At 66.2% G+C, this 21,486-nt stretch carries 23 protein-coding genes; 13 read left to right on the top strand and 10 right to left on the bottom strand.

The annotated features are described in order from the left end of the window. Positions 1-174: 174 nt before the first annotated feature. On the top strand, positions 175-1,503 hold the full coding sequence (locus B047_RS0110200) for a hypothetical protein (RefSeq protein WP_157205883.1): 1,329 nt from the start codon (positions 175-177) through the stop codon (positions 1,501-1,503). Positions 1,504-1,554: 51 nt separating this feature from the next. After that, positions 1,555-2,031: a GNAT family N-acetyltransferase gene (locus B047_RS17240; RefSeq protein ID WP_169336598.1), complete on the top strand. Its 477-nt coding sequence runs from the start codon at positions 1,555-1,557 to the stop codon at positions 2,029-2,031. 36 nt (positions 2,032-2,067) lie between these two features. Here B047_RS17240 and B047_RS0110190 read toward each other — a convergent pair whose 3' ends face one another. Together B047_RS0110190 and argB are read right to left on the bottom strand one after the other, a co-directional pair. After that, complete coding sequence (locus tag B047_RS0110190; RefSeq protein ID WP_018466861.1) at positions 2,068-3,108, bottom strand: zinc-binding dehydrogenase; 1,041 nt, start codon at positions 3,106-3,108, stop codon at positions 2,068-2,070. Positions 3,109-3,125: 17 nt separating this feature from the next. Then, entirely contained in the window at positions 3,126-3,872 is a 747-nt protein-coding gene (argB, locus tag B047_RS0110185) for an acetylglutamate kinase (RefSeq protein ID WP_018466860.1), read from the bottom strand. 45 nt (positions 3,873-3,917) lie between these two features. Here argB and B047_RS0110180 point away from each other — a divergent pair, with 45 nt between their 5' ends. The 4 genes from B047_RS0110180 to B047_RS0110165 are packed head-to-tail and all read left to right on the top strand — an operon-like array spanning position 3,918 to position 7,072. Next, a complete protein-coding gene (locus B047_RS0110180) occupies positions 3,918-4,448 on the top strand; it encodes a PadR family transcriptional regulator (protein WP_018466859.1) in 531 nt (176 codons plus the stop codon). Between the two features lie 56 nt (positions 4,449-4,504). After that, positions 4,505-5,365: a molybdate ABC transporter substrate-binding protein gene (gene modA / locus B047_RS0110175; protein ID WP_018466858.1), complete on the top strand. Its 861-nt coding sequence runs from the start codon at positions 4,505-4,507 to the stop codon at positions 5,363-5,365. Beyond that, a complete protein-coding gene (modB, locus tag B047_RS0110170; RefSeq protein WP_026234794.1) occupies positions 5,358-6,050 on the top strand; it encodes a molybdate ABC transporter permease subunit in 693 nt (230 codons plus the stop codon). Before modA ends, modB begins: the two co-directional genes overlap by 8 nt. Then, positions 6,005-7,072, top strand: coding sequence for an ABC transporter ATP-binding protein (locus tag B047_RS0110165; protein WP_018466856.1), 1,068 nt, complete (start codon positions 6,005-6,007; stop codon positions 7,070-7,072). The genes modB and B047_RS0110165 overlap by 46 nt, the downstream gene beginning before the upstream one ends. A 23-nt stretch (positions 7,073-7,095) precedes the next feature. Here B047_RS0110165 and B047_RS0110160 read toward each other — a convergent pair whose 3' ends face one another. After that, positions 7,096-8,013 (bottom strand): helix-turn-helix domain-containing protein, encoded by a 918-nt coding sequence (locus B047_RS0110160; RefSeq protein WP_018466855.1) that lies wholly within the window; start codon positions 8,011-8,013, stop codon positions 7,096-7,098. A 19-nt stretch (positions 8,014-8,032) separates the two neighbouring features. Next, positions 8,033-8,935 carry a pseudouridine-5'-phosphate glycosidase gene (locus B047_RS0110155; RefSeq protein ID WP_018466854.1) on the bottom strand — a complete coding sequence of 301 codons (903 nt, stop codon included), beginning with the start codon at positions 8,933-8,935 and terminating at the stop codon, positions 8,033-8,035. A 105-nt stretch (positions 8,936-9,040) separates the two neighbouring features. On the opposite strand from B047_RS0110155, the gene B047_RS0110150 reads away from it, so the two are divergent. Continuing rightward, on the top strand, positions 9,041-11,482 hold the full coding sequence (locus B047_RS0110150) for a glutamine--tRNA ligase/YqeY domain fusion protein (protein ID WP_018466853.1): 2,442 nt from the start codon (positions 9,041-9,043) through the stop codon (positions 11,480-11,482). On the opposite strand, the gene B047_RS0110145 is transcribed toward B047_RS0110150, so the two are convergent. Beyond that, positions 11,479-12,918, bottom strand: coding sequence for an NAD-dependent succinate-semialdehyde dehydrogenase (locus B047_RS0110145; protein WP_018466852.1), 1,440 nt, complete (start codon positions 12,916-12,918; stop codon positions 11,479-11,481). The genes B047_RS0110150 and B047_RS0110145 overlap by 4 nt on opposite strands. A 266-nt stretch (positions 12,919-13,184) precedes the next feature. Here B047_RS0110145 and folK point away from each other — a divergent pair, with 266 nt between their 5' ends. Beyond that, positions 13,185-13,679: a 2-amino-4-hydroxy-6-hydroxymethyldihydropteridine diphosphokinase gene (gene folK / locus B047_RS0110140; RefSeq protein WP_018466851.1), complete on the top strand. Its 495-nt coding sequence runs from the start codon at positions 13,185-13,187 to the stop codon at positions 13,677-13,679. Between the two features lies 1 nt (position 13,680). On the opposite strand, the gene B047_RS16670 is transcribed toward folK, so the two are convergent. The 4 genes from B047_RS16670 to B047_RS0110120 form a co-directional block, all read right to left on the bottom strand. Next, entirely contained in the window at positions 13,681-15,018 is a 1,338-nt protein-coding gene (locus B047_RS16670; RefSeq protein WP_018466850.1) for a bifunctional folylpolyglutamate synthase/dihydrofolate synthase, read from the bottom strand. Then, the gene (gene folB / locus B047_RS0110130; protein WP_018466849.1) at positions 15,015-15,368 is read right to left on the bottom strand and encodes a dihydroneopterin aldolase; all 354 of its coding nucleotides are present in this window, start codon (positions 15,366-15,368) and stop codon (positions 15,015-15,017) included. The genes B047_RS16670 and folB overlap by 4 nt, the downstream gene beginning before the upstream one ends. Beyond that, complete coding sequence (folP, locus tag B047_RS0110125) at positions 15,361-16,146, bottom strand: dihydropteroate synthase (RefSeq protein ID WP_052606111.1); 786 nt, start codon at positions 16,144-16,146, stop codon at positions 15,361-15,363. The genes folB and folP overlap by 8 nt, the downstream gene beginning before the upstream one ends. 151 nt (positions 16,147-16,297) lie before the next feature. Next, positions 16,298-18,250: an alpha-amylase family protein gene (locus B047_RS0110120; protein WP_018466847.1), complete on the bottom strand. Its 1,953-nt coding sequence runs from the start codon at positions 18,248-18,250 to the stop codon at positions 16,298-16,300. 112 nt (positions 18,251-18,362) lie between these two features. Here B047_RS0110120 and B047_RS0110115 point away from each other — a divergent pair, with 112 nt between their 5' ends. The 5 genes from B047_RS0110115 to B047_RS0110095 all read left to right on the top strand — a co-directional run bounded on the left by B047_RS0110115 (position 18,363) and on the right by B047_RS0110095 (position 21,167). Beyond that, positions 18,363-18,701 (top strand): Asp23/Gls24 family envelope stress response protein, encoded by a 339-nt coding sequence (locus tag B047_RS0110115; RefSeq protein WP_018466846.1) that lies wholly within the window; start codon positions 18,363-18,365, stop codon positions 18,699-18,701. After that, positions 18,691-19,143 carry a transcription antitermination factor NusB gene (gene nusB / locus B047_RS0110110; RefSeq protein ID WP_018466845.1) on the top strand — a complete coding sequence of 151 codons (453 nt, stop codon included), beginning with the start codon at positions 18,691-18,693 and terminating at the stop codon, positions 19,141-19,143. The genes B047_RS0110115 and nusB overlap by 11 nt, the downstream gene beginning before the upstream one ends. Before the next feature lie 83 nt (positions 19,144-19,226). After that, entirely contained in the window at positions 19,227-20,123 is an 897-nt protein-coding gene (locus B047_RS0110105) for a bifunctional methylenetetrahydrofolate dehydrogenase/methenyltetrahydrofolate cyclohydrolase (protein WP_018466844.1), read from the top strand. A gap of 51 nt (positions 20,124-20,174) precedes the next feature. Then, a complete protein-coding gene (locus B047_RS0110100) occupies positions 20,175-20,624 on the top strand; it encodes a divergent PAP2 family protein (RefSeq protein ID WP_018466843.1) in 450 nt (149 codons plus the stop codon). Positions 20,625-20,705: 81 nt separating this feature from the next. Next, the gene (locus B047_RS0110095) at positions 20,706-21,167 is read left to right on the top strand and encodes a CAP domain-containing protein (RefSeq protein WP_018466842.1); all 462 of its coding nucleotides are present in this window, start codon (positions 20,706-20,708) and stop codon (positions 21,165-21,167) included. On the opposite strand, the gene B047_RS0110090 is transcribed toward B047_RS0110095, so the two are convergent. Beyond that, complete coding sequence (locus B047_RS0110090) at positions 21,164-21,409, bottom strand: hypothetical protein (RefSeq protein WP_018466841.1); 246 nt, start codon at positions 21,407-21,409, stop codon at positions 21,164-21,166. The two genes, B047_RS0110095 and B047_RS0110090, sit on opposite strands and share 4 nt — an antisense overlap. Positions 21,410-21,486 lie beyond the last annotated feature (77 nt).

Here is a 21,486-nt window from a genome sequence, read left to right as displayed (position 1 = left end):
CCGGAGGTTGCCTGCCTATGAACTGAGCTTATTTTCCGGAGCTGTTCAAGGCTTTGTTAGCGCAGGGGGTCGAAGTCTATCTTTTGAACGAATCCGAGCCCCATGCGGTGCGGAGGGCCCTGGCCTATGTCCAAAGCCACAAAACTCAGACGGCGTGCTTGTAGATTGAGCACTATGAGCGTCACTGTCAGAGCTTGGATGCTTCTCGCCACGGGGTTGGCGCTGGGCGTGAGGGTGGTGTTGGGCCAAGCCGTGCCCGCCGAGGGGCCGGGGGTTCCCCGTGTGAACGTGGATTACCGCAGCACGGTGGAGGCCTGGTGGGCCCGCCATCCCCTCAACCCCGACGCGCCGGGCGGGATTCCCATCGGAGGGATTAGACCCTTCGCGCGGGTGCTCGAGCTCACTCCTAAAGATAGCATTCAGGAGGCGATCGACCGCTACGGCGATTCGGGCGTGACCATCAAGTTGCGACCCGGGGTCTACCGGCAGTCCTTTGTGACGCGGGGCTACAGCAACATCCAGATCGTGGCCGACGAGCCCGGCACCGTGCGCATCCAGGGGCGGGCGCTGCTGAGCGGGGGCTACGGAGCCATACCCAAAGGCTCGAAGGACCCGGCCATTAAAAGCTATGTCGAATTCGTCGACTGCATCGTCAAGGACTACGATCCCAACCACGCCCTCTGTCGTCGCACCGCGCAAAACCGCCCCGGCAACATCTACCTCAAGAACCTCACCTTCGACGGCTACGGGGAGATTCCCACCCCCCTTGTCCGCATCGCGGGCATCCGGGACGTGGTGCTCGACAACCTGAGCTTCGTGGGCACGACCTTGAAGCTCGAGCCCGGTGTGCACCACCCCGGCTTGGTTTCGGGTAACGCCCTTATCGATAACGTGTGGATTCGCGGGGGCAGCTTCGAGGGGCCTTCGCCCTACGCCGTCTACCTCGACGGGCTGCACGGTGGCGGGGTAATCAAGGCTAATTTTGCCGCCTCCTTCGGCAGTGGAGGCCTGCTGTTTCTCACCAACGACGACTTCAGCCAGGATCTCGACCAGCCTGCCAACGGCATCCAGAAGCATGAACAGCGTAACGGGCAGTTCATCGTGGCCGATGGCAATACCTTTGCGGGTACCCACACGGCGGTGGGCTTCACTGCCGAGCAGGTGCTGGTGCAGAACAACGAGGTGAAGGGGCGAGTGGAGTGGTTCACCCAGAACGACGGGCGCTGCTCCAACCGCTGGGGAAGCTTCATTTACACCAACGTGGGTCACATCATCCGCAACAACCGGGTCAACTACGCCACCGGTTTTCACCTCATCGACGCCAACACCGCCATAGGCAACTGTGAGAACCGGGCTTTCGGGCAGGTGGGGCGCTACACCCTCGAGGGCAACAAGATCCGCACCCTCGGATCCGGAGGCCTGGTGGGTCTGGTGGGTCCTAAGGAGTTCGTGCAAGGGCCCAACGTGGTACGGGAGAATTGCGTGGGAAAGGAGTGTTATTGAGGGAGGTTGACCCGTGTACCCCTATGATTGATGCAGGAGCCCGGTGCGCCCATGGCTGCCCTCGAGATCACCCCGCTCCATCTCCACCAGGCCGAGGCTTTCTTGGCCTGGCGTGGAGAGGATGAGGTCAGCTACCAGATCGTGCGGGGAGAGGTGGAGTCCCATTTCGTGGGGCAGCGGGTGCTGTGGGTCGCTGTGTTGGGAGAGGCGATGGTGGGGACGGTGCAACTGCTCTTCGACCATCCCGATCCCGATCTGGCCGATGAGCGCAGCGGCTACCTCCAGGCGCTCGAGGTCCGGCCCGCCTACCGCCGCCTGGGCATCGCCAGCGCGCTGTTGCAACGCGTCGAGCAGGAAGCCCGCAGGCGGGGGTTGGAGCGCATTACCCTGATGGTCGAGCCCGACAATACGCCAGCCCTGCGCCTGTACCGTAAGTGGGGCTACCGGCAGTTCAAGCGCTCGGTGTTTGGTTGGAAAGGCGTGATGTACCCCACGCTGTGCCTGGAGAAGGTGTTGCGAGGATGTTGAACGCGGGTTGTACGAAAGCCGCGGGACACCTTGGCCCTAGGCCCTGGGCTCCACCGTCAGGACCACCTTGCCGAATACCTTGCGCTCCTCGAGCCGCCGGTGCCCCTCGGCGGCTTGCTCGAGGGGCAGCACCTCACCCACCACAGGCTTCAGCTTGCCCTCGCAGACGAAGCGGAGGATGGGGAAGAGGCGGCTTTTGGAGGCCATGGTCGAGCCGTAGATGCTGAGCTGGCGGTAGAAGATGTGGGCCATGGGGGTGAGGGCCTCGTAGCCCGACGAAGCTCCGGCCACGGCGATACGCCCGCCCCAGGCGGTTGAGCGCAGGACTTCTTGCCAGAACTCCGCCCCGGTGTGGTCCACCACCGCGTCGGCCCCCTTGCCGCCGGTGAGCTCGCGCACGCGCTTGCTCCAGCCCGCCTCGCGGTAGTTCACGCCCTCGTCGGCGCCCAGGGCGCGGGCGGCCTCGAGCTTGGCCTCGCTGGAGGCGGTGGCGATGACCCTGGCTCCGTGCAGCTTGGCGATCTGGATAGCCGCCACCGAGACCCCCGAGCCTGCTGCCATCACCAACACGTCCTCGCCGGGGCGCACCTGGAGCTTGTCCACCACCATCTGCCAAGCGGTGAGGAAGGTCAGGGGGATGCTGGCGGCCTCCACGAAGCCCAGCCTGGGCGGCATGGGCAGCACGTTGGCCTGTGGGACCACCACCACCTCGGCATAGCCGCCCCAACGGTGCTCACCCAGGATCTGGTAGTGCGGGCAGAGGTTATCCTGCCCGCTCAAACAGCGTTCACAGCGCCCGCAGGAAATGCCGGGGTTGACCACCACCGCTTCGCCGGGCTGCAGGTGTTCCACCCCAGGCCCCACCTCCAGCACGACTCCGGCGATGTCGCAGCCGAGGATGTGCGGCAGGGACAGTTTGGGGCTGGCGGTGCCTTTGCGCACCCATACGTCGAGGTGGTTGAGGGCCACCGCCCGCACTTGCACCGCGACTTGGCCTGCTCCCGCGCGGGGGGGCTCGATCTCGCCGTAACGCAGCACTTCCGGGCCGCCTCGGCTTTCCATCAGGATGGCTCGCATCAGGGGGATTATATCGGCTACAGTACGACGCGGGTCCCGGCCTGCCCGCTCCTCACGCCCTGCAAAACGCCCCGCTCGCCCCGGGCGATCGCGGCCCAGGGGGCGCCTTGGTCCAGGGCACCCAGCGCGGCTTCTACTTTGGGGATCATGCCGCCGGAGACGATGCCCTGAGCGATGAGCTCTCGCACCTCGCCTCGAGTGAGCCGGGCGTAGCGGGTAGCGGGGTCCTTGGGGTCGCGCAGCACGCCTACCACGTCGGTGAGGAAGACGGCGGGCAAGCAGAGGGCTCCGGCGATGGCCCCGGCGGCGGTGTCGGCGTTGATGTTGAGCGCTCCCTCCGCATCGAGCCCGATGGGGGCCACCAGCGGCGTGATGCCCGCCTGGATCAAGCGCTCGAGCACCTCAGCCCTGACCGCGCTCACCTCGCCCACCCGGCCCAGCTCGGGGTCCATCAGGCGGGCCTCGAGCAGCCCGGCGTCGCGCCCGGTGAGGGCCACTGCCTTGCGCCCCCTGATGCTGAGCCCGTGGGCGAGCTGTTTGCCCAGCGTCGAGAGTACCATCTCCACGACCTCCATCTGCTCAGGTGGGGTCACCCGTAGGCCGTTATGGAAGCGGGTCTCGAAGCCCAGTCGGCTCAGCCACTCCCCGATGTTGGGCCCCCCCCCGTGCACCAGCACCAGCGGGCCGGGGTAGGCGGCAACCTCGTCGAGCAATTCGGCTGCCCCCTTGAGGCTGCCGCCGATCTTGACCAGGAGTTTTTCCACCCCGACATCTTAACCTACCCGCCGAGCTCTGCTAGGCTGTGCTCGGTGGCCAAGCCAGAGCTTTCGACCAGCGATTGGGCGGTGCTGGCCGCCGTGGCCGAGGGCGAAACCCATGGCTTCCGGCTGGCTGCGTTGTTCGGGGCGGGGAGTGAGCTGGGGCAGATTTGGCGCATCCAGCGCCCCCAGGTTTACCGTGCGCTCGAGCACCTCGAGCAGCAGGGCTTTATCGTTGAGGTAGGTCGGGAGGCCGGGGAGGGTGGGCCGCCGCGCGTGCTCTATCGCATCAGCGACCGTGGGCGCGAGCGGCTGGAGCAGTGGTTGCGGCTCCCGGTAACCCGCCTACGCTTTGGACGCTCGGACCTGCGGCTCAAACTGGCTTTCCTGCTGCGTTCAGGCCGGAGCTGCCGCGACCTGCTCACCCTTCAGCGCGAGGTTTACCGAGCCCAACTCCAGAGCTTGGAGGTTTTGAGCCAGAGTGCCAGGGGAGTGGTGCGGGTTTCGCTGCTGTGGCGTCTGGAGATGGCCCAGGCTGGGCTACGCTACGTCGAGCGACTCCTGGAGGATGACCCACCTTGAGGGCCATGCTGTATAGTTACACTGTAACTACATGGTTCACGGTAGGGAGGGATGAGATGCTACGGGTGCTGCTGTGCTGGTTGATGCTGGGGTTGGGGCTGGTTCAGGCTCAGGGCAACGTGGTGCGGGTGGTGGCTGCCGCCGATCTGCAGTTTGCGCTCGAGGAGATCGCCAAGGCTTTTGAAGCGGCCAACCCTGAGATCAAGGTTGAACTGAATTTTGGCTCTTCAGGGAAGTTCTATACCCAAATTCTGCAAGGCTTGCCTGCCGACATCTACTTTTCAGCGGACGAAATTTTTCCACTGCGTCTGGAGCAGGCTGGAATGACGGTGCCCGGCAGCCGCAAGCTCTATGCGGTGGGCCGTATAGTGATCTGGGTGGCCAATGAACTCGTGGCCCAAGGACTCGACCCGCAAAAGCTCGGCCCAAAGCTAATGCTCGACAAGCAGGTGACGCAGGTGGCGATTGCCAACCCCGTGCACGCCCCTTATGGACGGGCTGCGGTCACGCTGCTGGAGCACTTTGGATTGCTCAAGAAAACCCGTGAGGCAGAGTGGGAGGAGATGACTGCCGGAATTCCCGCTTTTTACAGCGTGGCAGTTTTGCAGCGAGGCAAGCCCCGTTTCGATTTTGTATACGGCGAAAATATAGCCCAGACTGCACAGCTGGCCATGGCCAGCACAAAAGTGGGGATCCTGGCGCTCTCCATCGCCAAAAGCCCGACGCTGGAGCAGAAGGGGAAGTACTGGCTGGCCCCGCTTTCGAGTCACCTGCGGCTCAACCAAAACTACGTAGTGCTCAAGGGGCAGGACCGGCCTGCGGTACGTAAGTTCTACGATTACATTGCCACGCCCCCTGCACGCGCTGTCCTGCGGCACTACGGATTCGTTTTGCCTGGGGAAAAGCCCGATGAATGACCAAGCATTCTGGCAAGCTTTATGGCTTAGCCTAAAGGTCTGCCTGACTTCGACCGTTTTGCTGCTTTTGCTGGGGATACCCCTAGCCTGGCTGTTGGTGCACAAGCGTTTTCTGGGAAAGCGCCTGCTCGAGTCGGTGGTCTTGCTGCCCCTAACCCTGCCGCCAACCGTGTTGGGCTTCTACCTGCTTTTGCTCTTGGGCAAAAATGGCCCACTGGCCGAGTACCTGGGGATTCAATGGGCCTTTCGCTTCGAGGGCCTGGTCGTGGGTTCGGTGCTGTTCAGCCTGCCTTTTGCCCTCACTGCCTACCGCGAGGCGTTTCGGGCCTTGGATCCCGACTTGCTTCAGACAGCGCGTACGCTGGGGGCACGCTGGCCCCGGCTGTGGCTCGAGCTGATCCTCCCCTTGAGTTGGCCCGGCATCCTTTCGGGCACACTGCTGGCATTTGCTCACACCTTGGGGGAGTTCGGGGTTGTGCTGATGATCGGTGGCAGTATGCCCGGGAAAACGCAAGTGGTCAGCATCTACATCTACGACCAGGTGCAGGCGCTGCGCTTTGATAGGGCGGCTCAGGCCTCGGGGGTGCTGCTGCTGACCAGCCTTGCCCTGCTTTATGCTGTGCGTAGCCTGGAGGATTGGTGGAAGTCCGCTATACCCTCGAGCACCCCGTCCGCCTCGAGATAACCCTGCAGGTTCAGGGTTTCACCGTGCTGCTGGGGGAGAGCGGGGTGGGCAAGAGCAGCCTGCTCAAGGCCCTGGCGGGGCTGTTGCCCGCCCGGGGCCAGCCCTTCGCGGGCCTGCGGGCTGAACAGCGCCCGGTGGGCTACCTGCCCCAGCACTTCGCGCTCTTCCCGCACCTCACCGCGCTGGAGAACGTGGCCTTCCCGCTGGCCCACCTGCCGCCCGCGCGGCGCCGGGCGAAGGCACTGGAGTTCCTCGAGCTCATGGGCATCGCCTCGCTGGCCCCGCGCTATCCGCGCCAGCTCTCGGGCGGGCAGCAGCAGCGCGTGGCCTTGGCCCGAGCCCTGGCCCGTGAGCCAGAGCTACTTCTGCTCGACGAGCCTACCAGCGCCCTCGACTTAGCGACGCGCGAGGAGGTCTTCTCCGAGGTACTCTCCTCGCTGCGCGACTTGAACATCCCCACCCTGGCCGCCTCCCACGACCCCTGGCTGGCCCAGCAGGCCGACCGGGTGGCGGTGCTGGGGGCTAAGGGGCTCATCCAGCAGGGCTCCAGCACCGAGGTCTTCGCCCATCCCGTCGATCTGAACACTGCCCGGCTGGTGGGCTTTCGCAACTTCCTGCGGGGAGTGGTAGAGGGTCTCGAGGGCGAGAACGCTTGGATTACCTGCAACGGCGTGCGGCTGCGGGCCAAGCGCCCGAGCTGGGCCCGCCTGGGCCAAGCGGTGGTGGCCTGCGTGCGCTCCGACGAGGTGATCGTGGTGCGCCCGGACCGCAGGCGCGAACTTCCCGTGCAGGACAACCTCCTCAGCGGCATCCTGCTGAGCCTCAAGCCCGAGGGCCTGGGTCTGCGCGGGCGCTTTAGCGGCCCGCTGGACGATCCCCTGTCGGGACAGGCTACGGCCATACACCAGCTAGAGCTCGACCTGCTGCTGCCGCGTCACGTGCAGGAGCGGCTGGGCCTCGAGGTAGGTCGGACCATCGAGGTCTCGCTCAAGCCGCAGTATCTGCATCTGGTGCCAGGATAGGAGTCGTACGTTTTATGCCGGATTCACGGATTGGACGTGGGCGGGCTGTCAAAACGGCGCTGCACCACCTGCCCTACGGCACCCATGAGGCCCTGGTCCTGACCCTGCACGATCACCCGCACCCCTCCAGCGTTGCCGGTGCGCACGTTGACCGGCAGCGGGTAGGTGAGCTGGGTACCTGCGGGGGCGATGCCCTCGTAGAGCTGGCGTCCATCGAGCGAGGTGACGCGAATCCAGGAGGGCTGTTCGATCCGAAGGACCAGCGTGTTGGCGCTGGGCTGGGGGGTGGATTGGGGAGAGGTGTTTGGGGGAGCTGGAGAGGGCTTGACGGCCTCGAGCCGCACCGTGAGGTTCTGGTCGGCGAAGAGGTTGAGGGTTTGCTGCTTGGGAACGTACCCCTGGGCCTCGACCCGCAACACCCGCTCACCCACTTCGACCGGAGCCTGGATGGGGGCGTTGCCCAGCAGGAAACCATCGAGGTAGACCCGTGCGCCAGCAGGCTCGGTGTTCACCCGTAACACTACCCGCTTGACGACGGGAGCGACCTGGGTTGTGGGCGTGGCCTCGTTGGAGTGTCCCTGACGAGCGGAATACCACCAGAAAACCCCCCCTCCCAGGAGCGCCAGAACCGGAAGCACCCACAGCCAGGAACTGCGCGGGGTACGGGTGGGAATTCGGCTCTGGGGGGGCAGTTCGTCGGTGGGGGTGGGGGCTGGGCTGGCCGGATAGAGCATCAGCAAGGGCTTGGGATCGAGGCCCAGGGCCTGGGCGTAGCGTTTGAGGTAACCCCGCGCCAGGGGGGGCTCCGGGAGCTCATCGTAGCGGCACTCTTCCAGCGCCTCGAGGATGGCCCGCCGCACCTTGAGCCGCTCGGCGAGTTGGGCGAGCTCGAGGCCCTGTTCCTCACGGGCCTGGCGCAGGCGGTATCCGAGTTCACACATCTCGGAACATTCTAAGCCCCTAAGCCCTGAGCTGGGACAAAGCCGTGGCGATGCGGGCCGCGAGGCGGGCGTTTTCCTCCAGCAGCCGCAAATTCACCTCTACCGTGACCCCACCCGAGAGCTCGGCCAGCCTCGAGAGCAGGAAGGGGGTCAGGGCCTTGCCGTGGATGCCGCCGCGCGCGGCTTCCTGGTTGGCCTGCTCGATCCAGCTTTGCACCTGTGCCCACTCCAGCCCCTGCGAAACCGGGTTCATCACCAGCGTGGCGCTGGGCAGTAGGCGACGGGCCTGGGCGAAGACGGCGGCGGCCTCGGCGGGGGTTTCCACCCTGGCGGGCAGGTCGAAGGGGGATTCGCGGGTGTGGAAAGCCGGGAGCTTATCGGTTTGATAGCCCAGCAGGCTCACGCCGTAGCTCTCCAGGCGCTCGAGGGTCGCCGCTAGGTCGAGAATGCTCTTGGGCCCTGCCGAGACCACCAGGATGGGGGTGCGCGAAAGCTCGAAGAGGTCGGCGGATTCATCGTAAGAAGCCCGCCCACTGCTTGCAGGGTGCACGCCCCCGATGCCCCCCGTCGCAAAGACCGAGACCCCCGCCTTGTGGGCCAGGAAGGCCGTGGTCGCCACCGTGGTTCCCCCGTGCTTGCGCTGGGCCAGAATGGCCGCCAGGTTCCACAGGCTCGCCTTTTCCACGCCGCTGGCAAAGGCGATGGTCTCGAGCTGAAAGTCGGTGAGCCCCACCCAGATTTCACCCTGCAGGATGGCGATGGTAGCGGGCACGGCCCCTTCCTCGCGCACGGCTTGCTCCAGTTTGCGGGCGAGCTCGAGGTTGGTGGGGCGGGGCAGTCCGTGGGTGATGACGGTGGACTCGAGGGCTACTACCGGCTGCTTGCTGGCCAGGGCTTCCTCAACTTCAGGGTGCAGGTGCATGTCTCTAAGAATAGCGTTGGCGGGTGGGGTCAGGCTATCGGCTGGCTTGGTATCGCCCTTCCTTTTGCTCCTTCGAGCAGAGTGTATGCTTGGAGTCAGTGACTTATGAGCACCGTGAAGAACCCGCCTGAGTCCCGTCGCCGCATGGTCAGCCCCAACTTCATCACCGAGATCATCGACGCTGACCTCGAGGCGGGCCGCTATGAAAAGGTGGTGACCCGCTTCCCGCCCGAGCCCAACGGCTATGCCCACCTGGGACACGCCATCGCCAGCTACATCAACTTCGGCATCGCCCACGACTACGGCGGGGTGTGCCGTTTGCGCTTCGACGACACCAACCCCGAGACCGAGAAGCAGGAGTACGTGGACTCGATTATCGAGGACATGCGCTGGCTGGGCTGGGAGTGGGATGAGACCAGCTTTGCCTCCGACTACTTCGAACAGCTCTACGAGATGGCCCTTCGGCTCATCAAGATGGGCAAGGCCTACGTAGACAGCGTTTCCCCCGAGGAGATGGCCCGCTTGCGCGGCAGCGTGGACAAACCCGGCACGCCCAGCCCCTACCGCGAGCGCAGCGTGGAGGAGAACCTCGAGCTCTTCGAGCGTATGCGCGCAGGAGAGTTCCCCAATGGGGCCCACGTGCTCAGGGCCAAGATCGACCTGGCCAGCCCCAACATGAAGCTGCGCGACCCGGTGCTCTACCGCATCGTCCACGCCGAGCACTACCGCACCGGTAGGAAGTGGTGCATCTACCCCTCCTACGACTTCGCCCAGGCCACCTCCGACGCCCTCGACGGCGTGACCCACAGCCTGTGCTCCTTGGAGTTCGTGGACAACCGGGCCATCTACGACTGGCTGATGGACCACCTCTGGGGTCACCCCCCCCTGGACAAGACCCCCCGCCCCCATCAGTACGAGTTCGGGCGGCGCAGCCTCGAGTACACCGTGGTCTCCAAGCGCAAGCTGAAGAAGCTCGTCGCAGGCGGCTACGTGCGCGGTTGGGACGACCCGCGCATGCCGACCCTGGCCGGACAGCGCCGCCGGGGCGTGACCCCCGAGGCCATTCGCAGCTTTGCCTCGCAGGTGGGCATCTCGCGCACCAACCGCACCGTGGACATCGGCCTGCTCGAGCACGCCATCCGCGACGACCTCAATCACCGCGCCCCGCGGGTGATGGCCGTGATCCGTCCCCTCAAGGTAGTGTTGGAGAACCTGCCCGAGGGCTACGAGCAGACCCTGCACCTGGCCTACTGGCCCCACGACGTGGTACAGGAATCGCCCGACGGCCTGGTGGCCCTGCCCGGCGGGCGGCGGGTCAGGCCCGAGGAAGCCACCCGGCCCGTGCCCCTCACCCGTGAGCTTTACATCGAGCAAGATGATTTCGCCGTAGACCCACCCCCCGGCTTCAAGCGCCTCACCCCTGGCGGGACGGTGCGGCTGCGCGGAGCGGGGGTCATCCGCTGCGATCGCTTCATCACCAACGAAACTGGGGAGGTTGCCGAGCTGCGCTGCACCCTACTGGACGAGGGCGCCAACGGCGGAGCTCGTGCAGCGAAAGGCGTGATCCACTGGGTCAGCGCCTCACGTGCGCTCGCAGCCGAGTTCCGCCTCTACGACCGGCTTTTCACCGTGCCCCACCCCGAAGCCGAGGCCAAGGAGCAGGAGGACGAGGAGACGGAAGACCGAGATTTCCTCAGCTTCGTCAACCCGCGTAGCCTCGAGGTCGCCCACGGCTACGTCGAGCCCAGCGTTGTGGGCGACCCTGCCGACACCCGCTACCAGTTCGAGCGCAGCGGTTACTTCTGGCGCGATCCGGTGGACTCGAGGCCCGAGGCGCTGGTGTTCAACCGCATCGTGACCTTGAAGGACACCTGGGGCACGGGCGATCCCCAAGCGGGACGGGCAGGGCCCGTACGCCGAAAAGAGGCCGAGGAGCGCAAGACGCCAGAGGCCAGACGCCGCGAAGGCCACCGCCTATCGGGAGGGGCGGGGCCCGTACACCGAGAGGTGCCGGAACTCACCGCCGAGCAGCGCAACAGGCTCGAGCGCCTCAAGTCCGAGGGGGTAGGGGAGGCCGAGGCCTTGGTCCTGGCGCGGGAGCCCCGGCTCGAGGCCTACCTCGACGAAGCCGCGAAACACGGTGAGGTGGGTGCGCTGGCGAGCTGGGTGGTCAACGACCTGGGCCCGGCCATCCGTGAAGAGCAAGTCAGGGTCGCCCCCGCTCAGCTCGCGGCCCTGATCCGGCTGCTCCAGCAGGGCAGTATCAATACCCGCATCGCCAAGGACGTGCTGGCCGAAGCCCAGCAGAGCGGGGAAGACCCCGTGGCCATCGTCGAGCGCAAGGGCCTGCGTCAACTCAGCGACGCGGGCGCACTCGAGGCCCTCGTCGAGCAAGTCCTGGCCGCCAACCCCGACAAAGTGGCCGCCTACCGCGCCGGAAAGGTCGGCCTGATGGGCTTCTTCGTAGGCCAGGTGATGCGCGAGACTCAGGGCCAGGCCAACCCGCAGCTTTTGCGGGAGTTGCTCGGTCGCAAGTTGACGGGCTAAACCATCCCCACCGAGATGTACTTCACGTACAGGTACTCCTCGAGCCCCCAGTGCCCGCCCTCGCGGCCAAAGCCGCTTTGCTTGACCCCGCCGAAGGGGGCTTGGGCGGTGGAAGGAACCGCGTCGTTGAGGCCGATGATGCCGTATTCCAGCCGCTCGGCTACCCGGATGGCCCGGCTCAGGTCTTTGGTCCAGAGGTAGGCCGCCAAGCCGTACGGGGTGTTGTTGGCGGCCCGGATGGCTTCCTCCTCGGTTTTGAAGGGGATCACCGGGGCTACGGGGCCAAAGGTTTCCTCGCTCATGATGCGCATGTCCTCCCGCACACCCGCCAGCACGGTGGGGGCGTAGAACAGCCCGCCTGTGGCCTCCCCTCCCGTCAGCACGGCGGCACCCTTGGCCCTGGCATCCTCGACGTGGGCCTTGACCTTCTCGAGGCCCTGCCGGTCCACCAGCGGCCCGATCTGGGTGCTGGGGTCGAGGGGGTCGCCCACCTTGAGCCCGGCGGCAGCCTGAGCCAGCTTCTGGCTGAAGGCCTCGGCGACGCTCTGCTGCACGTAGATGCGGTTGGTGCACACGCAGGTCTGGCCCGCGTTGCGGAACTTGCAGGCCACCACGTCCTTGACGGCTTGCTCGAGGTCGGCATCCTCGAAGACCAGGTAGGGGGCGTGTCCGCCGAGTTCCATGGAGATGCGCTTGAGGGTGTCGGCGCTCTGGCGGGTGAGGATCTTGCCCACCTCGGTCGAGCCGGTGAAGGTGATCTTGCGGATGCGCTCGTCGGCCATCATCACCCGCGTGAGGGCCACGGGGTCGGAGGTGGTGAGCACCTGCAAGACTCCGGGTGGCCCGCCAGCCTCCAGCCACAGCTCGGCCAGCTTGATGGCGGTGAGGGGGGACTGCTCGGCGGGTTTGAGGATGAAGGTGCAGCCCGCGGCGAGGGCAGGGCCGATCTTGCGGGTGGCCATGGCGGCGGGGAAGTTCCAGGGGGTCACCCCGTACACCGGCCCCACCGGCTGCTTGATGGCCAACAACCGTTTGTGGGCGAACTGACTGGGCACCGTCTCGCCGTAAATGCGCTTGGCTTCCTCGGCGTACCACTCGATGAAGCTGGCCGCATAGCGCACCTCGCCCAGCGCCTCGCTGACCGGTTTGCCCATCTCCATGGCGATGGTCTGGGCCAGGGTCTGCTCGTCACGCAGGATCAGGGCATGCCACCGCTTCATCAGCGCGGCGCGCTCGTAGGCGGTGGCGTCGCGCCAGGTCTCGAAGGCCACGACTGCGGCCTCGATGGCCCGCCGGGCCTCGGCCTCGCCGCAGTCGGCCACCTGGGCGATGACCTCGCCCGAGTAGGGGCTATGCACCGCAAAGGATCGGGTGGTACCGACCCACTCGCCGCCGACGAGGGCCTTGGTGTTGAAGGTGATCTCCTTGATGCTCATGGCAATCCTATTCTGATCCTCGAGCGGGCGGCGGGGGGTGCATCAACCTGCAATCTTATACCGGATTCGGTTAGTTCGTCACCGAATGGTGACGAACTAACCCGACCGAAGGGAGTGCTCTGGGATTCAAAAAGATAGCCTCTGGGTTTTGGTTTTGAAGAGTATCTTTTTGAATCCGGTATTAGGGCATAGGGATAGGCCCCCGTGCCCGCCCTCCTCTGCTCTCGAAGCCAAATGCTGTGCGGGTCTCGTGATACTTTGTTGCCGTGCATCGCTATGCCGTGGCTTTGGGTTCCAACCTGGGGAATCGTCTGGGGTATCTGCGGCGCGGGGTGGAGCTGCTCAAGCAGGAGGTGGGGGCGCTCGATCTGCTTTTGAGCCGGGTGTACGACACCGATCCGCTGGGCGGTCCTGTCGGTCAAGGGGCCTATCTCAACGCGGCAACGGTCTTCAGGAGCGAACTCGAGCCCACGGAAGTGCTCGAGCGCCTGCTGGACATCGAGCGCCGGGAGGGGCGGGTTCGGCGGCAGCCCAATGACCCGCGCACCCTCGACCTCGACCTGCTGCTGTGTGACAACTTGCGTCTAGAACGACCCGGACTGGTGATCCCCCACCCCCGCATGCACCTGCGGGCTTTCGTGCTGGCTCCGCTGGCCGACATCGCGCCGGGGTGGGTAGTGCCGGGCTTGGACCAGAGCGTGGAGGCGCTGCTGGGGAAACTGGACACCGCAGGAATACGCCCCACCGATTTGCGGCTGTAGGTCAAAACCCCTCCTGCCCCGCCAGCGCCAGGCTGCGGTAGGGCTCGGGCAACTCGCCCACCGTGAGGAAGGAGCCGGTGAGGACCACGGGCTGCTCGGGGGTGGCGCGCTCGAGCGCCTGCTCCAGCGCCGCCGGGATGCTGGGCATGGCCTGCACCCTCAGGTGCAGGTGGTGGGCTACCTCGAGCAGCTCCTCCAGCGGGCGGGGGTTGGTGCGCGGCTGGCTGACCCACAAGCGCCCGACGTGCTCCTTGAGGGGTGGCAGGAATTCGGCCGGGTCGTGGTTGTTTTTCATGCCCACCACGAAGAGCCCCTTCTGGCCGGGGAAAGCGTGTTGCAGAGCCTCGGCCAGCGCGCGGGCGCCGTCTTGGTTGTGGGCTACGTCGAGTACCAGGGTGCGGGGAGGATTCTGGATGCGCAGGACCTGGAAACGGCCCGGCAGACGGGCTCGCTCGAGGCCCTGCCGCAGGGCTTCCTCGGGGATCGCCAGCCCCTGCTTTCGCAAGCGGTTGAGGGCAGCGGCGGCCACGGCGGCGTTGGCGTGTTGGAAGTGGCCCTGCAGCGCCAGGCGCAGCCCGATGAGGGGCGCTTCGGGCAGCCAGATCGAAAGCCCGCGGGCATCGGAGGCGTAGTAAGCGTAGCCGTCGGCGCGGCGTTGCGCGGCGGGTTCAACTCGGTGCAACGGGCATCCCTGCTGGCGGGCCACTTCCTCGATGGCCTCCAGGGCTTCGCCCTGGGTTACGCCCGTCACCACGGGAACGCCCGGCTTGAGGATTCCGGCCTTCTCGAGCGCGATCTGGCGCAGGCTGTGGCCCAGCAGCTCCTGGTGGTCGAGGCCGATGCTGCTGATCACCGCGACCAGCGGGGGTGGGATGACGTTGGTGGCGTCGAGCCGCCCCCCTAAGCCCACCTCGAGCACCGCCACCTCCACCCCCTCCTCGGCGAAGTGACCGAAGGCCGCGGCGGTGATCAGCTCGAACTCGGTGGTCTGGCCGTAGCGCTCGTCCTGGGCCAGCGCCTCGACCACGGGCTTGAGGCGCTCGACCTGCCGGGCGAAGGCCTCGGGAGGGATCAGGACCCCGTTCACCTGGATGCGCTCGCGGAAGTCGAAGAGGTGGGGCGAGAGGTAGCAGCCGGTGCGGTAGCCCGCTTCGCGCAGCACCGAGGCGATGAAGACGGTGGTCGAACCCTTGCCGTTGGTCCCGGCCACGTGGACTGCGCGGAAGGCCGTGTGGGGGTCGCCCACCCGTCGTAAAAGCTCACGAAAGCGCTCCAGGCCGAGCTGGATGCCGAACTTAAGCAGGGAAGCGGTGTAGCCCAGGGCTTCGCCGTAGTTCATCGCCGCCTCGAGGTCTGTGCGAACACATCCCGCACCACGCCGGGCAGGGGGGCGTGGGGCTTATGCACCCGCACCACCAATTCTTGCACCTCGGCAAAGCGCTTCATGATCTCCTCGGCCAGGTGATCGGCCAGGGCTTCGATGAGGTAGAAGCGCTGCTCGGTCGCGAGCTTCTGTACGAAGCGAAAGACCGCGCCGTAGTCCACGGTAGAGGTGATGACGTCGGGTTTCCCCTCGAAGGCCACCTCCATCTCCACGTCCACCACGAAGCGCGCCCCCAGCCTCTCCTCCTCGGCGTGTACGCCGTGGCGGGCGTATAGCTCGATGCCTGCGAGCACGACCCTACCCATGCACGACCTCCCGAGCCAGGGCATTCCACACCGCCAGCGCCTCCCGGTGGGCCCTCACGTCGTGAACCCGCAGGATGCGTGCTCCCCGGCTCACGCCGAAGAGGTGGGCCGCCACCGTTCCCATCACCCGCTGCTCGGCCACTTCCACCCCGCTCAGGGTGCCAACAAAGCGCTTGCGGCTGGCCCCCAGCAGCACCGGATGGCCCAGCGTGACCAGCTCGTTTAAGCGGCGGATGAGCTCGAGGTTGTGCTCCAGCGTCTTACCGAAGCCGATGCCGGGGTCGAGCACTACCTGCGGCACCCCGGCTTCCAGGGCTTTGCGGGCTTGGGTTTGCAGGAATTCCCTGACCTCGGTCACCACGTCGGCGTAGTGGGCGTGCTGCTGCATGGTGGCGGGGTCGGGGACGGGCATGTGCATGATCACGGCGGGGACTTCGTAGCGGGCGGCCAGTGCGGCCATGCGTTCGTCGCGCAGCCCGGTCACGTCGTTGAGCAGGTGAGCCCCCAGGGCCAGGGCTTCGGCGGCCACCTCCGGCTTGCGGGTGTCGATGCTGATGGGCACTTCCAGCTCCAAGAGGGCCTCGAGCACCGGCAGCACCCGGCGCTTCTCCTCCTCGGCGTCCACCGGCTGGGCTCCGGGGCGGGTGGATTCGCCGCCGATGTCGATCAGGTCGGCTCCTTCGGCCACCATCTGCCGGGCCCGCTTGATGGCCGCCTCGAGTCCTTGGTATTTGCCCCCGTCGGAGAAGGAGTCTGGGGTCAGGTTGAGCACCCCCATCAGCCGGGGGCTCGAGAGCTCGAGGGTATGCTGGCGCAGGTGTAAAAGCACGGGTTTATGCTACAGACGCAAAACGCAAAACGCCAGTTGTACGTCGTACGCCTCGAAGGTCAGAAGCCAGAGGTAGGGACGGGCACGGGGCCTGCTCCTGCTATCGATCACTCTCATCCGTGATCCACAGCCGGGCATAGGGTTCCAGCCGCACCAGGTGGTGCTCGATGGGCACGAGCTGGCCGCTGATGCGGTCGAAAGGCAGGCCGAGCCCCTGCTGCCAGAGCACCTCGGCGGGGTAGTACTGGACCTCTTCGCTGAAGTTGTACAGCGCCACCAGGTTGCCCAGCGGGTGGCGGCGCACGTAGCCGAAGACGTGGGGGTTGCGCGGCTCGAGGATCTGCGCCTCGAGGGCGGCGTGGAAGTGGGGGGTGGTGCGGCGCACGCGGATGAGGTGTCGCAGGCCGTGGTACATGCGGCCTTCCGGCGAGGTGGGGTCGGCTTTGGCGCGGGCAGCCTTTTCCCAGTCCATGTGCGGGCGGTGGACCCAGCGGTTATCCTCGGCGTGCTCGGGCTCCTCGAGGTAGGAATGGTCGTTGAGCAGGGCCAGCTCATCGCCCATGTACAACAGGGGAATCCCACCGAAGCCCAGCACCACGGCGTGGCCCAACAGCAGGCGCTCGAGGCTGAGGTGAAGCTGATGGGGGTCTCCCCGCTCCAGGGCCTGCTCGAGGCCCGCCAGGCTGGCTGCCGAGCCCGAGATGCGCCGGTCGCCGGTGCGGGGGTTTTCCTGGAAGACCAGCCCCCGGCTGAAGGAGGCGGGGAAGCGCCCGGAGTAGTAGTCGGAGAGGAAGCGGCGGTGAGCCTCGCCGGAGAGCCCCACCCGCGCCGCGTCCTCGTCGGCGATGGCCCAGCCGATGTCGTCGTGGCAGCGCAAGTAGGTGCACCAGGCGGTGTTGGTGGGCTTGAGGGGGAAGCGGCGCAGGGCCTCGCTCATCAGCCGCACGTCGCGCGAGGCCAGACTCGACCAGATCTGCACCATCAGGCTGTTGTGGTAGGCGGTATCGCTGAGCAGGCCGAAGTGAGGACCCTGACCCAGGTAGTGGATCAGGTCGTCGGGGGCCACGATGGCCTCGGCCTTGAACAGCACCGCCGGGGCCACGATGCGGGCCACGGCACGCAGGGCCTGGGTGATGGCGTGCACCTCGGGCTGGTTCTGGCAGTTGGTGCCCAGGCGCTTCCAGATGAAGGCGATGGCGTCGAGGCGGAAGACCTCCACGCCGCGGTTGGCGAGCCAGAGGATGAGGTCGGCGAACTCGAGGAAGACCTCGGGATTGGCCCAGTTGAGGTCCCATTGCCAGCGGTTGAAGGTGGTCCAGACCCACTGGCCGCTCTCCTCGTCGAAGGTGAAGTTGCCCGGAGCGAAGTCGGGGAAGACCTCGGGCAGGGTCTTCTCGTACTCGTCGGGGAGGGTGCGGTCGGGGAACATGTGGAAGTAGCGCTGATACTTCGCCTCGCCCCTGCGGGCCCGCAGCGCCCACTCGTGCTCCTGGGCCACGTGGTTCAAGACCAGGTCGCAGCACAGCGCGATGCCCCGCGCGCGCAGCTTGGCGGTGAGGGCCTCGAGGTCGGCCATGGTGCCCAGGTCTTCGCGCACCGCGCGGTAGTCCATCACCGCGTAGCCGCCGTCGTGGGGGGCGGGGCGCGGCTTGAGGAAGGGCATGAGGTGGAGGTAGCGCACGCCGAGCTCCTCGAGGTAGTCGATCCGCTCCTCAACGCCCCTCAGCGTCCCGGCGAAGCGCTCGGTGTAGGCCACGTAGGCGATCATCTCTGGGCGCTGGAACCAGTCGGGGGCCAGCAGGCGCTTGGCGTCGAGGCGCCTGAGATCGGCGCTGCGGGCCTGGTGGGCGGCGGTGAGGATGGGCAGCAGCCGCTCGAGCAGCCCCTCCGCGTCGGGGTATACCGCTGTCAGGCCGGCGTGGAGGTCGGGTAGGTAGCGCTCCAGGCGCAGACTGAAGGTCTCGAGGTCGCCGCCTGAGAGCTCATCTTGGGCCAGGGTCAGCAGGCGCTCGAGCAAAGGGCGCAGTTCGGCAGGGAGCGGGGTGGAGAACATCGGTCACTCAGGCTACTGCAAAGGCCCCGCTTCCCGAAAGCACCCCGGAAAACCGCTCCACATGGGGGTCGACAACCGCCTTCTCGTTTGCTCGCGGCATTATGATAGCCCTATGGTGGACTATGACCTTTACGACAACGCCCTGGTGGGGCTGGTGACGCTGGCCTTGGAAGGTGCGCAAGGCCTGCGCTTGGTCCAGTCTGGGGCTCGCAGCGTGGGAGAGATGTTCTCCGGGCGGCGTGGTAAGCCGGTGCGCGTCGAGCGCGAGGGGGATTCCTTAAGCGTCGATCTCAACGTGAGCGTGGACTACGGCCAGCCCATCCCCGAACTCGCCAGGAACGCTCAGCGCCTCGTGGCCGAGGCCCTGAGCGCTTCGACTGGCCTCAAGGTGCGAGCCGTGAACCTCACGGTGGTGGCGGTAGAGTACCGGGAGGGCGGCGGTGCGGCGTAAGGCGCGCGAACTGGCTTTTAGGGTACTCTTCGAGTACACCAACGGTGGGGGGGACCTCGAGGCCGCCTGGGAGCATGCCACGCAGGACCTCGAGGACGACGACGAGACCTACGGTGACCGATTGGACCAGGAGGGCCTGGATTTTGCCCGCAAGCTGATCGAAGGCTACGGACGAGAGGCCATCGCCGTCGATGCGGCGCTCGAGGCCACCATCGAGGGCTGGAGCTTCGGCCAGATGGCCAAGACCGATCTGGCTATCCTGCGATTGACGGCCTACGAGATGCTCTACGAACAGACCCCCTACCCCCCCCTCATCGAGGTCGCGGTCAAGATCGCCAAGCGCTACGGCGGCGAGGACTCGGGTCGCTTCGTCAACGGGGTGCTGGCCCGCTTGCTCAAGCGCATCGAGGCAGGGGAAATCCAGACTTCCTCCGGGGCCTGAAGCGAGGTTTGGCGGGAGGGGGCAGAGGTGCTTGCACCGTCCACCCTCCTCCAAACGCTAAACTTTCAACGAGGGGTGTTTGCATGCTCGAACTTGCCGGCCCTCCTGTGGCCGAAGCCGTTTACGAAGAACTCAAGGCTCAGCTAGCCCACCTGCCCTACGTACCCCACCTGCGGGTGGTGCGGGTAGGGGAGGACCCGGCCTCAGTGTCCTATGTGCGGCTCAAGGACCGTCAAGCCCGGAAGATTGGCCTCAGCAGCCAGGTGGACGTCTTCCCCGAAGACACCAGTGAACAGGCCCTCCTTGAGCACATCGCTCGCCTCAACGCCGACGATGGGATCGATGGCATCCTGGTGCAATTCCCCACGCCCCGGCAGATCCGGCAGCAGGCCGTGCTCGAGGCCATCGACCCCGCCAAGGACGTCGATGGCCTCACCCCCGTGAACGCCGGGCGGTTGTGGAGTGGGCAGGAGGCGCTGGAGTCGTGCACTCCGGCGGGCATCATGCGCCTGCTTGGGCACTACGGCATCACCGTCGCGGGCAAGGAAGTGGTCATCGTCAACCGTTCCAACTTGGTGGGCAAACCCCTTGCCGCCATGATGCTACGCGAGAACGCCACCGTGACCATCGCCCACTCCCGCACCCAGAACATGGCCGAGATCACCCGCCGGGCCGAGATCCTGGTGACGGCGGTGGGAAGGGCCGGTTTCATCACCCCCGAAATGGTGCGCCCCGGCGCGGTGATCATCGATGTGAGCGTGAACCGGGTAGGCCGCAACGATCAGGGCCGCGACATCCTGGCGGGCGACTGCGTCCCGGAAGTGGCGCGCGTGGCCTCGGCACTCACCCCGGTGCCCGGCGGGGTGGGGCCCATGACGGTGGCCATGCTGCTTTTCAACACCGTGAAAGCCGCCGTGCGCCGCAGGGGTGAGCCTGGGATGATCCTCTCGCGCGGCGAACCCGGCTCACGAAGTCGCTAGACGATCGCCTCAAAACGGGCAGACCTGTAGAATAGCCCGAGTCAACCCGCTATGGCTGAACTCCTCTCCAACCAGGTGCTCTGGACGGCTTTGCTGGCCACCGCCTTGGCCCAGATCCTCAAACTGTTCATCTACTACTACATCGAGCGTCGCTGGGAGTGGGAGCGCTTGATGGAAACCGGCGGGATGCCCTCCTCCCACTCGGCGACGGTGGTGGCCCTGGCGGTGGGCATCGGCATGAGCGAGGGCTGGGGCAGCACCCTCTTCGCCGTCGCGGTGGTGCTGGCCAGCATCGTGATGTACGACGCCACCGGCATCCGCCGTGCTGCTGGGATGCACGCCGCCCGCCTCAACGACCTCTTCGAGGAGCTGCGCACCGTCATCCAGCGCGGCCCCGAGCAGGAACCCCTCAAAGAACTGCTGGGCCACACCTACCTCGAGGTCGTAGTAGGGGCGATCCTGGGTGGGCTCTTTGCCTGGCTGAGCTTTAGCTTTTTTTGAGCCAGATCCGAACCCCCGACCCTAGCCCTCCTGTTCCCTGCCCTTGGGTTATACTCGGCGGGTAATCCGAGGAGTGGGGCAATGATGCGCTGGGTCATGCTGGGAGTGCTGCTGCTGAGCGGCTTTTCTTTGGCCGCATCGCTCGAGGCTCAGCTACTGGGCCTGATCAACCAGGCCAGGGTGCAGGGGGTGCGCTGTCCGGGGGGCGGGGGTGGCTCCCCCCTCCCGCCCTTGAAGTATGATGCGACGCTGGCAAAGGTGGCTTTGGGCCACGCCCTCAACATGGGCCGCAAGGGCTTCCTCTCCCACTACTACGGCGGCGTGGGCCCCCGGGTGCGCCTCAGCCGCGCCGGGTATCGCTACACGCGCATGTCGGAGATCATCTTCAAGGGAAGAAGCCCTAGCCCGGCCAGGGCGGTGCGCTGGTGGCTGCGCTCGGGTGTGCACTGCCGCGCCATCATGAACCTCTACTACAAGGAGTTCGGCGCGGGCTTCTCCCCCGTGGGCAACGCCTGGGCCGTGGTGCTGGCCCAGCCCCGCTAAGGCGTCTTGCGGTTGGCAATCGTGATCAGCAGGTAGAACGCGATGCTTTGGAGCACCGGGAAGGAGAGCAGGGTCAGGCCCCCCGGCTTCCAGGCGAACAGCAGGATGGGGATGGTGGTGCCCACCACTGGGATCCAGATCAGGTTGGTGAGGTTGCGGGCTTTGAGCAGACGATAGGCGGCGTAGAGGTTGAAGGCCGAAAAGGCCAGCAGCAAAAACCAGGCGACGGCGATAGTGCTCATCGCTGCCCATTATTCCCCATCATTCATGCCGGGGGCGGGTCTGGAATCGGGCCAAGGCGCGACCACGGTGCGGGGGT

This window comes from Calidithermus timidus DSM 17022 (assembly GCF_000373205.1).
Classification (GTDB): domain Bacteria; phylum Deinococcota; class Deinococci; order Deinococcales; family Thermaceae; genus Calidithermus; species Calidithermus timidus.
This window is presented reverse-complemented; position numbering and strand designations above follow the sequence as displayed.

Excerpts from the sequence above, each read along its gene's own strand:
- B047_RS0110120 (WP_018466847.1), bottom strand. The coding sequence starts at position 18,250 with ATGTTCTCCACCCCGCTCCCTGCCGAACTGCGCCCTTTGCTCGAGCGC.
- B047_RS0110155 (WP_018466854.1), bottom strand. The coding sequence starts at position 8,935 with ATGCACCTGCACCCTGAAGTTGAGGAAGCCCTGGCCAGCAAGCAGCCG.
- B047_RS0110115 (WP_018466846.1), top strand. The coding sequence starts at position 18,363 with ATGGTGGACTATGACCTTTACGACAACGCCCTGGTGGGGCTGGTGACG.
- B047_RS0110100 (WP_018466843.1), top strand. The coding sequence starts at position 20,175 with ATGGCTGAACTCCTCTCCAACCAGGTGCTCTGGACGGCTTTGCTGGCC.
- B047_RS16670 (WP_018466850.1), bottom strand. The coding sequence starts at position 15,018 with ATGAACTACGGCGAAGCCCTGGGCTACACCGCTTCCCTGCTTAAGTTC.
- B047_RS0110200 (WP_157205883.1), top strand. The coding sequence starts at position 175 with ATGAGCGTCACTGTCAGAGCTTGGATGCTTCTCGCCACGGGGTTGGCG.
- modA (WP_018466858.1), top strand. The coding sequence starts at position 4,505 with ATGCTACGGGTGCTGCTGTGCTGGTTGATGCTGGGGTTGGGGCTGGTT.
- folP (WP_052606111.1), bottom strand. The coding sequence starts at position 16,146 with ATGGGGGTGCTCAACCTGACCCCAGACTCCTTCTCCGACGGGGGCAAA.
- folB (WP_018466849.1), bottom strand. The coding sequence starts at position 15,368 with ATGGGTAGGGTCGTGCTCGCAGGCATCGAGCTATACGCCCGCCACGGC.
- B047_RS0110190 (WP_018466861.1), bottom strand. The coding sequence starts at position 3,108 with ATGCGAGCCATCCTGATGGAAAGCCGAGGCGGCCCGGAAGTGCTGCGT.
- B047_RS0110090 (WP_018466841.1), bottom strand. The coding sequence starts at position 21,409 with ATGAGCACTATCGCCGTCGCCTGGTTTTTGCTGCTGGCCTTTTCGGCC.
- B047_RS0110160 (WP_018466855.1), bottom strand. The coding sequence starts at position 8,013 with ATGTGTGAACTCGGATACCGCCTGCGCCAGGCCCGTGAGGAACAGGGC.
- modB (WP_026234794.1), top strand. The coding sequence starts at position 5,358 with ATGAATGACCAAGCATTCTGGCAAGCTTTATGGCTTAGCCTAAAGGTC.
- B047_RS17240 (WP_169336598.1), top strand. The coding sequence starts at position 1,555 with ATGGCTGCCCTCGAGATCACCCCGCTCCATCTCCACCAGGCCGAGGCT.
- B047_RS0110095 (WP_018466842.1), top strand. The coding sequence starts at position 20,706 with ATGATGCGCTGGGTCATGCTGGGAGTGCTGCTGCTGAGCGGCTTTTCT.
- B047_RS0110145 (WP_018466852.1), bottom strand. The coding sequence starts at position 12,918 with ATGAGCATCAAGGAGATCACCTTCAACACCAAGGCCCTCGTCGGCGGC.
- B047_RS0110105 (WP_018466844.1), top strand. The coding sequence starts at position 19,227 with ATGCTCGAACTTGCCGGCCCTCCTGTGGCCGAAGCCGTTTACGAAGAA.
- B047_RS0110150 (WP_018466853.1), top strand. The coding sequence starts at position 9,041 with ATGAGCACCGTGAAGAACCCGCCTGAGTCCCGTCGCCGCATGGTCAGC.